This is a genomic window from Arthrobacter flavus, from assembly GCF_039526005.1.
Classification (GTDB): domain Bacteria; phylum Actinomycetota; class Actinomycetes; order Actinomycetales; family Micrococcaceae; genus Arthrobacter_D; species Arthrobacter_D flavus.
In genome coordinates this window covers 138,608-153,544 of the sequence record NZ_BAAAIJ010000032.1, presented here as the reverse complement: position 1 = coordinate 153,544, position 14,937 = coordinate 138,608, and the positions used below count along the sequence as shown (strand labels likewise).

The 14,937-nt window shown below is 62.3% G+C and carries 12 protein-coding genes; 5 read left to right on the top strand and 7 right to left on the bottom strand.

Features of this window, described 5'->3' with window-relative positions; translation table 11 throughout:
• Positions 1–19: 19 nt before the first annotated feature.
• The gene (locus ABD059_RS08325) at positions 20–811 is read right to left on the bottom strand and encodes a 3'(2'),5'-bisphosphate nucleotidase CysQ (RefSeq protein WP_343878934.1); all 792 of its coding nucleotides are present in this window, start codon (positions 809–811) and stop codon (positions 20–22) included.
• Positions 808–1,011 carry a hypothetical protein gene (locus ABD059_RS08320; RefSeq protein ID WP_343878933.1) on the bottom strand — a complete coding sequence of 68 codons (204 nt, stop codon included), beginning with the start codon at positions 1,009–1,011 and terminating at the stop codon, positions 808–810. The genes ABD059_RS08325 and ABD059_RS08320 overlap by 4 nt, the downstream gene beginning before the upstream one ends.
• 436 nt (positions 1,012–1,447) lie before the next feature.
• On the opposite strand from ABD059_RS08320, the gene pssD reads away from it, so the two are divergent.
• Both pssD and ABD059_RS08310 read left to right on the top strand, forming a co-directional pair.
• Positions 1,448–1,888, top strand: coding sequence for a PssD/Cps14F family polysaccharide biosynthesis glycosyltransferase (gene pssD, locus ABD059_RS08315; RefSeq protein ID WP_343879206.1), 441 nt, complete (start codon positions 1,448–1,450; stop codon positions 1,886–1,888).
• Entirely contained in the window at positions 1,885–2,457 is a 573-nt protein-coding gene (locus ABD059_RS08310; RefSeq protein WP_343878932.1) for a glycosyl transferase, read from the top strand. Before pssD ends, ABD059_RS08310 begins: the two co-directional genes overlap by 4 nt.
• 37 nt (positions 2,458–2,494) lie before the next feature.
• Here ABD059_RS08310 and mfd read toward each other — a convergent pair whose 3' ends face one another.
• A complete protein-coding gene (gene mfd, locus ABD059_RS08305; RefSeq protein WP_343879204.1) occupies positions 2,495–6,058 on the bottom strand; it encodes a transcription-repair coupling factor in 3,564 nt (1,187 codons plus the stop codon).
• Between the two features lie 272 nt (positions 6,059–6,330).
• Between mfd and ABD059_RS08300 the strand changes: the two genes are divergently transcribed.
• Genes ABD059_RS08300 through nhaA form a run of 3 tightly spaced genes read left to right on the top strand, consistent with a single transcriptional unit; the run spans position 6,331 to position 8,445 of the window.
• Complete coding sequence (locus ABD059_RS08300; protein WP_343878931.1) at positions 6,331–6,828, top strand: DUF2505 domain-containing protein; 498 nt, start codon at positions 6,331–6,333, stop codon at positions 6,826–6,828.
• Between the two features lie 19 nt (positions 6,829–6,847).
• The gene (locus tag ABD059_RS08295; RefSeq protein WP_343878930.1) at positions 6,848–7,069 is read left to right on the top strand and encodes an SCO4848 family membrane protein; all 222 of its coding nucleotides are present in this window, start codon (positions 6,848–6,850) and stop codon (positions 7,067–7,069) included.
• A gap of 20 nt (positions 7,070–7,089) precedes the next feature.
• A complete protein-coding gene (nhaA, locus tag ABD059_RS08290; RefSeq protein WP_343878929.1) occupies positions 7,090–8,445 on the top strand; it encodes a Na+/H+ antiporter NhaA in 1,356 nt (451 codons plus the stop codon).
• Between the two features lie 3 nt (positions 8,446–8,448).
• On the opposite strand, the gene sufU is transcribed toward nhaA, so the two are convergent.
• The 4 genes from sufU to ABD059_RS08270 form a co-directional block, all read right to left on the bottom strand.
• Complete coding sequence (sufU, locus tag ABD059_RS08285; protein ID WP_343878928.1) at positions 8,449–8,901, bottom strand: Fe-S cluster assembly sulfur transfer protein SufU; 453 nt, start codon at positions 8,899–8,901, stop codon at positions 8,449–8,451.
• The gene (locus tag ABD059_RS08280; RefSeq protein WP_343878927.1) at positions 8,901–10,199 is read right to left on the bottom strand and encodes a SufS family cysteine desulfurase; all 1,299 of its coding nucleotides are present in this window, start codon (positions 10,197–10,199) and stop codon (positions 8,901–8,903) included. The genes sufU and ABD059_RS08280 overlap by 1 nt, the downstream gene beginning before the upstream one ends.
• A 91-nt stretch (positions 10,200–10,290) precedes the next feature.
• Positions 10,291–11,664 carry a sugar transferase gene (locus tag ABD059_RS08275; RefSeq protein ID WP_343878926.1) on the bottom strand — a complete coding sequence of 458 codons (1,374 nt, stop codon included), beginning with the start codon at positions 11,662–11,664 and terminating at the stop codon, positions 10,291–10,293.
• Between the two features lie 606 nt (positions 11,665–12,270).
• Entirely contained in the window at positions 12,271–14,907 is a 2,637-nt protein-coding gene (locus ABD059_RS08270) for a LuxR C-terminal-related transcriptional regulator (protein ID WP_343878925.1), read from the bottom strand.
• Positions 14,908–14,937: the final 30 nt, after the last annotated feature.

Here is a 14,937-nt window from a genome sequence, read left to right as displayed (position 1 = left end):
CCATCTTCTTGAGACCGATTTACTGTACTGATTCCACATGGTTAATTTGCTGCAGCCTGCCTACCAGCATTTCCGCAAGGTCCGGTCGACAAATTAGCAGGTCGGGCAAATACGGATCCGGCCGGTTGTATTTCAGGCCTGAGCCGTCAAGCCGGCTAGCATGCAGACCCCTACTGCGGGCCACGGCCACCGGGGCGGCTGAGTCCCATTCATACTGTCCGCCGGCGTGCACATACGCGTCGACTTCTCCCCGGACCACGGCACACACCTTGTAGCCTGCCGATCCCATCGGAACAAGCTCGGCATCGAGTGCTTCAGCGAGCTCACCGACCAGAGCTGGCGGCCTACTCCGGGACACGGCAATCCTGATCTGACGGTTCGCCTTCGGAACCGGCATCGTTGCGACGCCGCTGTCCAGGATCACACCCCGGCCAGGCAGCGCAACAGCCCCGGCGGTGAGATCGCCGCCACACCACAGCGCCACATGCACAGCCCAGTCATCGCGTCCTTCTGCGTACTCACGGGTTCCATCCAGCGGGTCAATGATCCAGACCCGCTCCGCGACGGCACGATCTCCGCTGTCCGCGGCCTCTTCCGACAGCACGGCGTCGGCGGGCCGATACTTTTTCAACCCGGCGCTAATCAACATCTGGGACTGTGCATCGCCTTCGGCCTTGAGCTGGGGTGCTGTCAGCCCTCGGTGCAGCGCCGTGTTTCGACGCTCCAACAGCATCCTTCCGGCCTGCGCGGCGAGCTCAGTCGCCAGCACCAGATCGGAGTCTTCAGGGTTTCCCGGTTTATTGCTTCTCATGCGCTTTGCCTCCCAGCATCAAGGTCAGATTTGAGCAGCTGATCGTCGTCCAGCACACCAATCACCTGGTGACCGCCCGCACCATGGGGCGCGGCGATGACCTCCCGGACGAGGCCACTCGCCACCATGAGCAGCAGGGGGAATCGCGGCAGGATGATCCGGCCGCAACCGATGAAAAAGCTTGTGAGAGACCGCAACATGGAGACCCTTAATGGCGTTGAGACGAACACTCCCCACATCCTAGGAAGCCCGCACAGCCAGCACACGCGTAATACTTACCCGACGTCGGATGACGGATACCTGCTTTGTCGCGGGGAACCACCTAGAGCCAGCGTCGGCTCTGGACGAGTACTGGCCAAACTACGTAAGACCTCCACTACCTCCGACCCTGTCCGCCAGATGAACCGGCGGTTCTCCTGGACCCTTACACACAGCTCCACGGTCGGTCCCTCATGCATGGCACTTCACACTTATTTTGTCGCAGCGGCTACACCGCACGCACGTAGCGCAGGCTCGAAGTCCAAGTAGCAAGTACTCGTGCCTTACTGATCCCGTCTCCCTAAGATCTCCGCATGACCGAGGTGACGAGCCGGACCCCGGGCGCCTTTTATCAGAGAGGACGAGTCGGTGAAGATCATGATGGTGACGTCCGCAGGGGGCCACCTTGCCCAGCTGCTTCCGCTGGAGGACTGGTGGCGAACTCATACGCGGTCCTGGGTGACGTTCCGTCGGCCGGAGGTTGAGGCAGCGCTGGCCAGTGAGGCTGTCACCTGGTGCTACTACCCAACAACACGCAACATCCCCAACGCCATCCGAAACCTATTTCTCGCCTGGCCGACACTGCGCCGGGACCGGCCCGACGTCGTGGTGTCAGTTGGCGCGGGAGTGAGCGTGCCCTTCTTCGTGGTTGCACGGCTCCTCCGGATTCCGACGGTATACATCGAGTGTTTTGACCGGATCACCATGCCGACCCTCAGCGGCAGGATTTGCTACCCACTTTCGGACATCTTCTGTGTGCAGTGGGAAGAACAGCTCCGCTACTATCCGGATGCAGTCAATATTGGACCAGTATTATGACCAGCTTCACCACCTCACCCCAGGTGGTGGTGTCGTTGGGCACGGATCACCACAAATTCGATCGGCTGGTGGACTGGATCGACGATTGGCTTGCAGCCACCCCGTCTGCACCCTCCTGCCTGGTCCAGCATGGTGCAAGCCGTGCGCCCCGGTATGCCCAGGGAATTGATCGAATGCCACGCCAGGAGCTTTTGGGACTGTACAGCAGCGCGACAGTGGTTGTGGTTCAGGGCGGACCGGGGTCCATCCTGGACGCACGGGAAGTAGGACATCTCCCGATCGCGATTGCGCGCCGGCCGGAGCTCAACGAGGTCGTCGACGGCCACCAGATAGCGTTCTCGAACACCATGGCCCGGTATGGAAACGCCATCGTTGTGGGCAGTCCCGAAGCGTTGATGCGGGCGGTGGACGGCGCCTTGAAGCGCCCCGAGTCGGTCCGCACGGACCCCCGGATTTCTGGCGCACATGCGGCCGCCCTGAAACTGGACCAGGCAATCCGGGAACTAGAGCAGTCCCACCGTAAACCCATCGCATTGCGCCGGATCCGACAGCTGATGACCCATCGCTAAACCGTTGAGTGATGCGCCGGCCTGGTCGGTGGCATGCCTAATCGGCGAAGATCGCATCCACCACATTCTGGGCCCAGGTGAGAATGTCTGCGTCGGCGAGGTCCCGCCCGCCGACCGGTGAGGACTTGGGTTTCGGAATCAGCGCAGCGTTCAGCGCGGGCTTCAGGGAGGCCCCCGGATACATGCGCTTGAGCCGCATCTCCTTCGATTCCGGCAGGACGGCAGGGGCGAATTTGATGAAGTTCCCCTGCAACGCCACATCGGTCAGGCCCGCGGCACGCGCCGCCACCCTGAACCGAGCCACCGCGATCAGGTTGACCACCGGCGCGGGCGGTTCCCCATACCGGTCACCCAGTTCTTCGACCACTCCGTCGATCGCTTCGTTCGTCACCGCGGACGCCAGCTTGCGGTAGGCCTCCAGCCGCAGCCGCTCCCCCGGTACATAGTCGTGGGGCAGGTGGGCGTTGACGGGCAGCTCGATCTTCATCTCGGCCGTCTTTTCCTCGGCCTCACCGCGGAAGTCGGCAACCGCCTCCCCAACCAACCTGATGTACAGGTCGAAGCCGACGCCCTGGATGTGCCCGGACTGTTCCCCGCCGAGCATATTGCCTGCTCCACGGATTTCGAGGTCCTTCATCGCCAACTGCATGCCGGCACCGAGTTCGTTGTGCGACGCGACGGCCTTCAACCGCTCCAGTGCCACCTCGCCCAGCGGCTTCTCCGACGGGTACAGGAAGTAGGCGTAGGCCCGCTCCCGGCCGCGCCCTACCCTGCCGCGCAGCTGGTGCAACTGGGACAGGCCGTAGTTGTCGGCCCGGTCGACGATCAGGGTGTTCGCGTTCGAGATATCCAGGCCGGTCTCGATGATGGTGGTGCACACGAGAACGTCGAAGCGTTTCTCCCAGAAGTCGACAATGATCTGTTCCAGACGGGATTCGCTCATCTGACCGTGCGCGACGGCGACGCGGGCCTCCGGCACCAGCTCTTTCAGGTGCGCTGCGGTCCGGTCGATCGAGGACACCCGGTTGTGGACGAAGAACACCTGGCCTTCCCGCATTAGCTCACGGCGCACCGCCGCCGACGTCTGCTTGTCGGTGTAGGGACCTACATAGGTCAGCACCGGGTGGCGTTCCTCCGGCGGGGTGGCGAGGGTTGACGTTTCGCGGATGCCGGTCAGCGACATTTCGAGCGTCCTGGGGATCGGCGTCGCACTCATGGCGAGGACGTCCACGTTGGTGCGCATCTTTTTCAGCGCTTCCTTATGCTCCACGCCGAAACGCTGCTCCTCGTCGACGATCACCAGGCCCAGGTCCTTGAACCGCACCTGGTCCGAGAGCAGCCGGTGGGTGCCGATGACGACGTCGACTGTGCCCGTGCCGATCCCCTCGACCGTTTCCCGGGATTCCTTGGTGCTCTGAAACCGGGACAGGGGTTTGACCCGCACCGGGAAGCCTGAGAACCGTTCGGAGAAGGTTTCGTTGTGCTGTTGCACCAGCAGCGTGGTCGGCACCAGGACTGCCACCTGTTTGCCGTCCTGGACGGCTTTGAACGCAGCCCGCACGGCGATCTCGGTTTTCCCGTAGCCGACGTCGCCGGAGACCAGCCGGTCCATCGGAACTTCGCGTTCCATGTCGGCTTTGACCTCGTTGATGGTGGTCAGCTGGTCGGGGGTTTCGATGTACGGGAACGCTTCTTCCAGCTCCCGCTGCCACGGCGTGTCGGTGGAAAAAGCGAAACCGCGCGATGCCATCCGGGCCGAGTACAGCCGGATCAGCTCCCCGGCGATCTCCTTGACCGCCTTTCGGGCCTTCGACTTGGTGCTGGCCCAGTCGGAGCCGCCCATCTTGCTCAGCGCCGGGGCGTCGCCGCCCACGTATCGGGTCACCTGGTCTAGCTGGTCGGTGGGGACAAACAGCCGGTCCCCGGGGGCGCCCCGTTTGGACGGCGCGTACTCGAGCAGCAGGTACTCGCGGATGGTCTTCGTGGGTCCAGCGCCGCTGGCGCGCTGCAGGAGTTCAACGAATCGGGCGACGCCGTGCTGTTCATGCACCACGTAGTCGCCCTCGCGGAGCTGCAGGGGGTCGACGGCGTTGCGGCGTTTCGACGGCATCTTGCGCATGTCGCGAGTGCCAGAGGCTGTGGTCCTGCCCAGCAGGTCAGCCTCGGTCAGCAAACCGAGCTTGAGCGAGTCCAGCACGAAACCGCGACCGGCGGAGGCAGTGGTGATCTCGATGATGCCCGGCTGCGGCGGCGACTCAAGCGAGTCCACCCGTGCTGCCGGGATGTCATGATCATGGAACAGTTCGGCCAGCCGCGCGGCGGGGCCTGGCCCCTCGGTGGCGACCACTACCCGCCACTGGTCCCTGACCCGGGTGCCGAGGAACTCCATCATTTCCGCCACATCGCCCTGATAACCCCGTGGCTCGCGGGCATGCACGGTGAACGTGTCGATTTCGGGCAACAGATCCTGCAGTGAATCGTCGGATCCGAAGGATGTGATGGACCACCAGGCGACGGCGTTGGCCAGGGCCGCCGACCGGGTGTCGGTCAGCGACCGGAAACTCGCGGTCTGAAGATCGGCTCCCAGGGTGCCGCCCAGGTCCAGCGGAGCAGCGCCGCCGTCGGACGCTGTTGCCCAGGCCGCCTCAAGGAATTCCTCGTTGGTGGCGGCCAAGTCGTGGGCGCGGGTGCGCACCTTTTCCGGTTCGATGACGACGGCGATCGACCCGGCCGGGAGTTCACCCACCAGCGGCACCATTGAGTCCACCAGGACCGGGGCCAGGGATTCCATTCCTTCGACGGCAATCCCGCCGGCAATCTTTTCCAGCATGGCTGCCGCCGCGGGTAGATCGGGCTTCAGGAGGGCAGCCCGGGACATCACCGAGGGGGTGATGAGGATTTCACGGCAGGGCGGCGCAAACAACGCGGCCGGGCTGCCGTCGTCGTCGCGCGCCAGTGACCGCTGGTCGGCGACGGCGAACCAACGCATCGCCTCCACCTCGTCGCCGAAGAACTCGACCCGGATGGGGTGATCTTCGGTGGGCGGGAACACGTCGATGATGCCACCGCGGACGGCGAACTCGCCGCGGTGGGTGACCATGTCCACCCGGGCGTAGGCAGCGTCGGAAAGCGCCCTGACCACGTCGGTGAACGCCGCGTCCTGTCCCACGGTCAGGGTGACGGGTAACAGTTCCCCAAGGCCAGCGACGAGGGGCTGCACCACAGCCCGGATGGGAGCGACGATGATCCGTACGGGCTGACCCTCGGGATGGGCGAGCCGGCGGAGCACCGAGAGTCGACGACCAACGGTGTCGGAGCGGGGTGACAGCCGTTCGTGCGGCAGGGTTTCCCAGCTGGGGAACTCTTCAATGTCCGACGCCGGCAGGTAACTTCTGAGCGCTGCGGCGAGATCCTCCGCTTCCCGGCCGGTAGCTGTCACTGCCAGGACCACTGGTGGCCGGGCATCGTCGCCGGCTGGCGTGGCGGTAGCTGGCCCGTCCAGTCCGTCCACCATCTCGGCGAGGAGCGCGGCCCGCAGTCCGGCGGGCGCACCGATCTGCAAGTCGGTGTTTCGCTCACTGATGCCGTGTGATGCGTTCATCCGCACCCGGGCGAAGGACGTGTCCTCGATCAGTGCGGCGCGCAGTCCGTTCAGGCTCACAGGTTCTCCTACAGGATCCGTCAGTTCCAGCAAATATTCGGGCAAACTTATTCCGGCGCCGGGGACCCCCAGCGCGGTCCCACCCAGCACAAAAGCCCGAAATTCTGTCGAATCCCGGGGATACCCCAAGCCTACCCTGCGGGCCGACCGCGGGGCTCGATCAGGCCTTAGGATGGGTGGGACGCAAAACGCCTTTCAACCTCGGAGGACCCTTGGCACTGAACGCCTCAACCACCCTGCCCTATGACGCTGCCACAGTGACCGGAGTCTTCACCGACGAGGCCTTCCTGAAACATGTCAGCGAGCACGTCGGCGGCACCCTGAAATCAGTGACGGTCGACGGTGACACGGCGGCTGCCTTCACCCTGACCGCCGTGCGCACCCTCCCCACCAAGCGGCTCCCGGAGATGGCGCGCAAGTTTGTTGGTGAGAGCCTCACCGTCACGCAGACCGAACAGTGGGCCGCACCCCTGCCCGACGGTTCACGTGTCGCCAAGATCACCATGACCGTCGCCGGCGTTCCGCTCACCGTCGACGCGGAGCAGCGCCTCGTCGCCGCCGACGCAGTCACCCGCGTGGAGCTGAACGGCACGGTGAGCTCCTCGATTCCCTTCATGGGATCGAAGATCGCCTCGGCGGCCGAACCGATGATCGGTAAAGCCCTTAACCTTCAGGCCTCCGAAGCCAGCAAATGGCTCGAACGCCGCTAGGCAGAGAAGGAAAGAACCCGTGTCACTCCCCACCCCCCTGGCCCTGATTCTCATTCTGAGCGGCGTCTGGACCCTGATCGTCTGGCCGCCCTTCCTCCGCAGAATCTTCAAGGACCCCCGTTCGAAAGACGAGCAGGGAGCCCCGACCCGTTTCCTCAAGGTCCATTTCATGTTGATCAGCACTTCAATGATCCTGGGCCTTGCCACCCTGGTGATCGGAATCCGCACCCTGGTGAGCTAAGCAGTTGGATAGGTCGAACAGTGAGCAATAAGCAAGAACCTCAGCTCCCGAAACAGGTCCTCGGGCGGTCGAGCTATCCCGAGTACCAGCGCATCAGTGAGATTCTCCGCAAGGAAACCGTGGGCGGCATCCTGCTGCTCATTGCAGCAGTCGCAGCACTGGTCTGGGCCAACTCCCCAGCATCAGCCAGCTACTTCGCGATCCGGGACTTCGAGTTCGGCTATGAGCCGTGGCACCTTCGGCTGAGCGTTGGTGCCTGGGCCGCAGACGGTCTGCTCGCGATCTTCTTTTTTCTGGTGGGTCTTGAGCTCAAACGCGAGTTCGTCGCAGGAGACCTCAGGAAGTTCAGCCGGGCCGTGGTTCCGGTGACCGCCGCAGCTGGCGGCGTCCTAGTACCGGCCCTTTTCTACGTGGCCATCAACCTGTCCTCCCCCGAGTCGCTCAGAGGGTGGGCTATCCCCACGGCCACCGATATTGCGTTCGCCCTGGCGGTGCTGGCGGTCATCAGTTCCCACCTTCCGAGCGCGTTGCGGGTCTTTTTGCTGACCCTCGCCGTGGTCGATGACCTGATAGCGATCGGGATCATTGCGTTCTTCTACTCGGACGACGTCGAGTTCACCTACCTGCTGTTCATGCTGGTCCCGCTGGCCCTGTTTGGCTTCCTGGCCCAGAAGAACCCCAAGTATTTCGGCCGGCACACCCCCGCCGCCTGGCTGATCCTCCTGCCGATCGGGGTGGCGACCTGGATCCTGATGCATGCCTCCGGGGTCCACGCGACCGTTGCCGGCGTCCTGCTGGGTTTCCTGGTTCCAGTGCTGCGCAAGAGCAAAGACGGCACCGTTAAACTGCCACGCCCCAATAAACCAGGGCTCGCGGAGATTTTTGAGCACCGGTTCCGTCCGCTGTCCACCGGGTTTGCGGTGCCGGTATTCGCTTTCTTCTCTGCCGGAGTCGCCGTCGGAGGGCCCGAAGGGTTGATGTCAGCGATCGGGGACACGGTGACGCTGGGGATCGTTGCCGGGCTGGTGCTGGGTAAGCCGATCGGCATCCTGTTGACCACGTTCGCCCTGACCAAAACCACCCGGGCGAACCTTGACCCCGACCTGCGATGGATTGACCTGCTTGGCGTCGGGTTGCTCGCCGGGGTGGGCTTCACGGTGTCGCTCCTGGTCAACGACCTGAGCTTCGAGCAGGGATCAGAGCACAACGACCACGCGAAGGTGGCTATCCTGGGCGCCTCGGTGCTTGCTGCCCTGGCCGCCTCGGTGATCCTCCGCAGCCGGAACAAGCACTACCGCCGGGTCGTGGAAGCCGAGCAAATTGACGCCAACGACGACGGCGTACCTGACCTGTTCGAGGACCGGAACCGCCAGTAGCTGTTACCGGTTAGCGGCGAGCAGCGCCTCTTCGAGCGCCACCCAGGCCAGCATCGCGCACTTGACGCGGGCCGGATAACGGGAGACTCCGGCGAGGGCTGCCGCGTCCCCGAGCACTTCCTCGTTCGGTGCGACCCGTCCGCGCGAGCGCATGACTGACCTGAACTCGTCCACCAGATCCATCGCGTCGTCGCGACCCAGACCCTGCATCAGATCGGTGAGGACCGAGGCCGAGGACATGGAGATGGCGCAGCCGGCACCGTCCCAACTGACGCTGGTCAGCACCCCGTCAGTGAGAATGGCGCGCAGGGTGATTTCATCTCCGCATACCGGGTTCAGCTGGTGGGACTCGCCGAGGGTCCCGACGCCGTCGTGCTCCAATAATCCAGCACCGTGGCGCTGCTTGGCATGATCAAGAATGATCTGTTGGTAGAGCTGCTGCAGGTCATCGGACATTATTTGACTCCAAAGAACGGGCGCACACCGGCGACGGCTGTCAGAAAAGCATCGACTTCGTCGCTGGTGTTGTACAAGTAGGTGCTGGCGCGGGTGGTCGCGGTCAGGCCGAGCCGGCGGTGCAACGGCTGGGCGCAGTGGTGCCCCACCCGCACGGCGATGCCCTGATGGTCCAGGAACTGGCCGACGTCGTGGGCGTGGACGCCGTCGACGTCGAACGCCGCCAACCCGATCCGCGGCACCCCTGCGGCAGGTCCGAGGACCCTGATCCCGGGCAACTGGGTCAGTCCGTCGACCAGTTGCTGGCCGAGCGTCTCTTCCCACTGTTGGATCCGCTGCATGCCAGTTTCGGTCAGGTAGTTCGCTGCCGCCGCCAGGGCGATGGCCTGGGAGATCCGCTGGGTGCCGGCTTCAAACCGGGCAGGTGCGGGTAGGTATTCGGCCCGTTCCATCGTGACCGTGGTGATCATGGATCCCCCGGTCAGGAAGGGAGGCATCGCGTTGAGCAGTTCGGCTCGCCCGTAGAGGACACCAATTCCGGTCGGACCGAGCATTTTGTGCCCAGAGAAGGCCATGAAATCGATGTCGAGCGCGTGCACGTCGACCGGCAGATGCGGCACCGACTGACACGCGTCGAGGACAGTCAATGCCCCATGCTTGCGCGCCAGCCCCACGAGCTCTGCAACGGGGTTGATGGTGCCCAACACGTTGGAGGCGTGGGTGAAGGCGACGATTGCGGTGGCCTGGTTGATGATGGTTGCCGCGTCATCCAGGCGAAGTGCGCCGTCGTCGTCAACCGGAATGTACCGGAGCGTCGCGCCGGTTCGCGCCGCCAACTCCTGCCACGGAATGAGGTTGGCGTGATGCTCCATCTCGGTCACAACAATTTCGTCGCCCGGACCGATGGCGAAGCGCTCAGCCGCCGATCCGCCCCGGCCCGCCGTAGCGTTCGAGAAGGAGTAGGCCACCAGGTTGATGGCCTCAGTGGCGTTGGAAGTCCAGACGATCTCGTCCACCGCCGCGCCAACAAAAGCGGCGATGGTGTCACGGGCAGCCTCGAAGGCGTCGGTCGCGTCCACCGCGAGGGAATGGGCACCCCGGTGCACCGCCGCATTGCGCTGCTCGTAGAATTCCTGCTCAGCCTCAAGGACGGTTACCGGGTTTTGCGAGGTCGCACCCGTATCCAGGTAGATCAGTGGCCGCGAATTGACCTGGGTGTCCAGAATGGGGAAATCGTTGCGGATCCGCCTCACCTCGGTGTCGGTCAACGGGTGGTGCGGAGCAGACGGAATGGACAAGAAGGGCCCTCCTCAGTTGTTGCTGGGCTCATCCACTCTACGCCCGACCGCGCACTACCGAAGATCTTCTGAACGTCTTGCAGCAAGAAGTCTAATATGCCCCGACCGGTCGAATCATGACCTTGAAGGTACGCCACATAATCATGAAGTCCCCCGTCACCGACCAGTTCTCGACGTAGTAAAGGTCCAGACGAACGCTCTCGGCCCAGTCGAGATCGGACCGTCCGCTGATCTGCCACAGGCCTGTCAGACCCGGTTTAATGAGGAGGCGCCGATGTGTGTGTCCATCGTAACCGGACACTTCGCTGGCCAAGGGGGGCCGGGGCCCAACCAGGGCCATATCCCCTCTGAGGACGTTGTAAAGCTGTGGGAGCTCATCTATCGAGTACTTGCGAAGCCACCCGCCAACCTTGGTCACGCGCGGGTCATGGCGCATCTTGAAGAGCACTCCATTTCCTTCGTTGCGATCCCGTAGCGCGGCAAGATCCTCTTCAGCTGTGACTACCATCGAACGAAATTTGTACATGGGAAACAGGCCTGATCCCCGCCCCACTCGTTCTTGCTTGAAGAAGACCGGGCCTGGGCTATCGTGACGGATCAGCAGCGCAACCACGACGAAAACGGGTGCCAGGACGATGAGAGCGAGTCCGGAGAGGACCACATCCATCAAGCGCTTGACCACGTGACGCCCACCTGTGAACTGAGGCATCTCAACATGCATGAGAGGCAATCCCTCCACCGGCCTCATCTGAATCCGGGGACCAGCCACGTTAGTCAAGGTTGAAGCGAGGACCAGCTCTGTAGCAGAGCGTTCCAGCCTCCAGCCGAGTTCACGAATGTATTTACTTCCCTTGTGTAGATGCCCAGCAACAATGACTGCGTCAGCCCCAGTCTCAGCGACTGAGTGTTCGACGTTGCTCAGTCCGTAGACAACCGGAACAAACCGATCACCAGCCAAAATAGTATGCGAACGGCTTTTGCCTTCCAGGACTGCCCCTACCACTTCGTAGACCGCCCCGGTCTTCTTGGATAGCTGCTTGACCACGTATTGGACATCATCATTGCGCCCTACCACCACCACTTTGGAAAGAAACATCCCAAACTGACGCTGGCGGGTCAGCCATTTTCGCCAGATCCAACGACTCCCCAAGAGTCCTAGCAACCCGGCAGGAAAGGTCACCAGCAGGTAGTAACGGAAATTGTCACCTCCTAAGAGGACCACTGCTACAGCCATCCAGCTGAAGGTGGCAGCGCTTGCCTGAACAACTCGCTTGTACTCGGCCGCTCCAACACCAATTAGCCGCGGATCCCGAGTCCGGAACATTGACATCATGACTAGCCATCCAACGCTGACAGCGATGGCAAACGTGATGGTCTGCGTATAGGCCGAACCACTGGATGTGGCTTTCAGAATCCAGTCGGTACTCAGGAGGACCGTGGCTACGATGGTGACCGTGTCGGTCACTCGAAGAGATAGTTGGTAGCGCCGGCGCCACGGCACGCCAGAGACCGCCGCCGGGCGAACTCGGCGCCCCCGAGTTGATGAGGGAAATGGAAAACTTAGCGTTTGCCCTTGAGCCTGGAACATCTCACGCCGCCGTCGAGTATCGAGGGCTGGCACGCCATCCCCGATGGGTAGAAGGAGCCGACGACGGCTGGGGACGAGCCTTGGTCTCAGAAGGCTCCGACGCCGCCGGCTCCGCTTGTAGGGGACGTGAACCAAGATGACAGCTAACGTGCATCCGTCGATCTTGTGCCCATATCCAGAGGGGAACCAGCGGCCCCTCCGGGGCCTGGATTCCGTTGAATGAAGACAGGAAAAGGTTTGCTCTTCGACATGGCCTGCGGCCTACACCGCGGGTTGAGGCTATAAGCATGGTGAGACCCGATTCGTAAATGCCAGAGGTTTGCTTTCGATAGCAAGCCTATGAATCGGCCATGAGTCGGACACGAGTGGCGTCTACCTGAGTTCGCTCGAGGGAGACTACTCGTAGGGGGCTCTTCCTAAGCGGTGTTACCTGCCGCGCGCGGATGCCGTACGCAGCGGGCCACGGTGGGCACTGAGCAACAGCTACGTTGGGTCCACATCGCGAAGATCCTCGCGTCGGCTGATGCCTAGTTTGGCGAAGATCCGGTAGAGGTGCCCCTCAACCGTGCGCACCGACACTCCCTGTTGCTCAGCAATGTCGCGGTTAGAGTATCCCCGAGCGGCTAGAGTGACGATGTCGCGCTCGCGTTCCGTGAGCTTCGTCGCTGACTGAGAATCAGAGAATTGGGGCCTTTGTAGTCCTTCAAGTTTTTCGATCAGCTCGTTCAATGGGGACTGCAGGGCCCGGGCCCGTTGCCCCTGTCCCTCATGAGCGAGTACGTTCGCAGCCGTTCCGAAACATTCGGCGGCGATGAGCAGGTAGTCCGCGTCTCTGGCTTGAATTGCCGCCGACTCCAGCGCGGCAGCATCCTTTGCCCGCATCGCCAAGGCCATAGAGTGCACAACTGCGCCGTCTACACCTTCGAAACCGGAGGTAATCTCGCCCAGCGGGGCGAGGGATGCTGTGTCGCCGAGCCGCACCGCAAGCTCCAATGCCGAGGCTGCTAGAGCTGTCATGCCTGAGGTACTTGCATAATGAGCAATCCTGCGAAGTTCGGCGATGCTTCCCGCCGCACCCTTGAACCTCGCCTCGGCGCCCGCCACGTGGATCTGTCCTAGTAATCGAGCCTGAAGGGGACCATAGGCCGGCAGGGCGGCGAACTCACTGGCGTACTGTTGCGCGCCTGCGCTATCGCCCGCCATCGCGCAAGCATAGGCCGCCATTCCGGTCGAGAGAGTCATAAGCTGCGCAATGTCCGACTCCCTGAAACCCTCAACGGCGAGTATGAGCCGCTTGCGCGCTGTCCGCATCTTGCCCTGGCGCAAGGCGACGACCCCCTCAAAAAACTCGAGCATGCCCCCGAAGTGCATCATCCCGCCATCGGTGGACTGCGGGTAGTCCGCTAGCAGGGTCCCAACTTCCTTCCACGATCCAGCCCGGACCAGTGACATTCCGTGCCGGGTGATCACGAATTCTTGGTGACGCAAGAATCGGTGACCATGCCCCGCGATGATTGCCAGAGCGTCAGCGGTCGCAGCAGCCCCCGCTAGAGCCCGCCCGGTCGCTCCCAATACCTCGCCCAGGAGCGCGAGCGCGGCAATGCGAGTCTCATCGGTTCCCTCCGGATGATCTCGAAGCTCAAGAAGATGCTTCTCTGACTCTTGGTACCGACCCTCAAGATTCATCACGAAACAAGTCAGTAAGCGGCATCCGAGCCTGGAGACTCGCAAGGATCGGTCCGAAGCGCCGGCCTGCTGCTCGATTCGGTCAATTGTGTCGGCCCATCGATCTGCATCACCTTGGATCTCAGCAGAGTTGCTTCTGGACCGCATCCGTAAGTCTATGGAAAGCAATGTCGCTTCTTTTGCGATCCTCAGGCTTACGCAGTTCTGCAGGGTCTCGTCGATCAGCTCGCGTGCGTAGCTGAAGTCCCCCCTGGTCATCCGCGCATGGGCAATTTCGACAAGCGCGCGCGATCTAAGTTCAGGAGCCTGGACTTCTCGGGCTGCACGAAGTGCAAAAGCGTGATCGTACAACCGGTTGGCAACAATTGCGGCCCGCAGCAGGGTGGCATCGTCGATGACGGTGCCACAGTCAAGGCCCCACGAAACCCAGCGAAGAAACCCTTCGATTGAGCCCGTTTGATACTCCGAAAGCGTCAGGAGTCGTCTCCGAATGGCTATGCTTCGACCGATCGGCACATGGGCGCGAATTACTTCCCCATACAGGGGGTGGGTTAATGCGACCCCCTTGTCGAATCCTCCGGAAAAGCCCACCAGCTGGTCTCTGGCTAGGTCATCAATGGCTTCAGGATCGCAAATCGTCCGCAGAATGCTGAGCGCTACGGGTTCAGCCAGCGCAACGGTTTCGAGGACCTCCAGCTCGGCCGGAGTGCGCCCACGCAACTGCCCCCGAATGAGGTCAGTGAGTCGTAGGTCAATCTCAGGGCGCTCGCCCGACAGACACCAAACTCCATTTCGCTCGACCAGAAACTTCTCCCGCGCATCCGAGTGAAGCAGCGCCAGCAAAAACATCGGATTGCCCTCTGATGTCTTGCTGAGGAGAGTGATTACGCTCGAAAGAATCTGATCCCCTAGCTCCCGCACGCACAGCTCGTGGATCTCCTCAAGATTCAAGGGAGCAAGATCATATCGATGCAGAATATGGTCATGCCAGAGGGCGAGGAATTCGGATGGTGGCCCTGGGGTTGGGCGGGCTAGTACCAGGGCCCGAGCCTTTCGGGTGGCGATAAGCTGGGTGAGTAAGACGCTTGTACTATCATCGAGGTCGTGTGCATCGTCGACGACGAACAGCGGTGCCGGCGTCCCAGGCTTGAGCTGACCTAAATGCTTGGTTAGTGCACGGTAGATCGCGATAGGCGACCCCGCGTCCGCTACCGACAAGTCCGTCAAATACGGAGCTATTGCACCATAGGGGACCTTTTTCAAGGATGGCTGAGCCCCAATGTGAATAACAGTCACCTCATCGGCCAGGGCATCGACAATGGCTCTGGACAGGGCAGTTTTACCAAGTCCTGGCTCACCCACCACCAAGGCACCGTAACGGTGCGCTTCGGACAACTGCTGAAGGATCTGAGTGACCAGGACTTGTCTTCCCACCAAATGGCTTGGAGGAGAGCGAATATCCTC

What these genes read in the sequence shown, in the direction of transcription:
- ABD059_RS08320 (WP_343878933.1), bottom strand. Translation starts at nt 1,011, where the DNA reads ATGTTGCGGTCTCTCACAAGCTTTTTCATCGGTTGCGGCCGGATCATC.
- ABD059_RS08325 (WP_343878934.1), bottom strand. Translation starts at nt 811, where the DNA reads ATGAGAAGCAATAAACCGGGAAACCCTGAAGACTCCGATCTGGTGCTG.
- mfd (WP_343879204.1), bottom strand. Translation starts at nt 6,058, where the DNA reads ATGAACGCATCACACGGCATCAGTGAGCGAAACACCGACTTGCAGATC.
- pssD (WP_343879206.1), top strand. Translation starts at nt 1,448, where the DNA reads ATGATGGTGACGTCCGCAGGGGGCCACCTTGCCCAGCTGCTTCCGCTG.
- ABD059_RS08310 (WP_343878932.1), top strand. Translation starts at nt 1,885, where the DNA reads ATGACCAGCTTCACCACCTCACCCCAGGTGGTGGTGTCGTTGGGCACG.
- sufU (WP_343878928.1), bottom strand. Translation starts at nt 8,901, where the DNA reads ATGTCCGATGACCTGCAGCAGCTCTACCAACAGATCATTCTTGATCAT.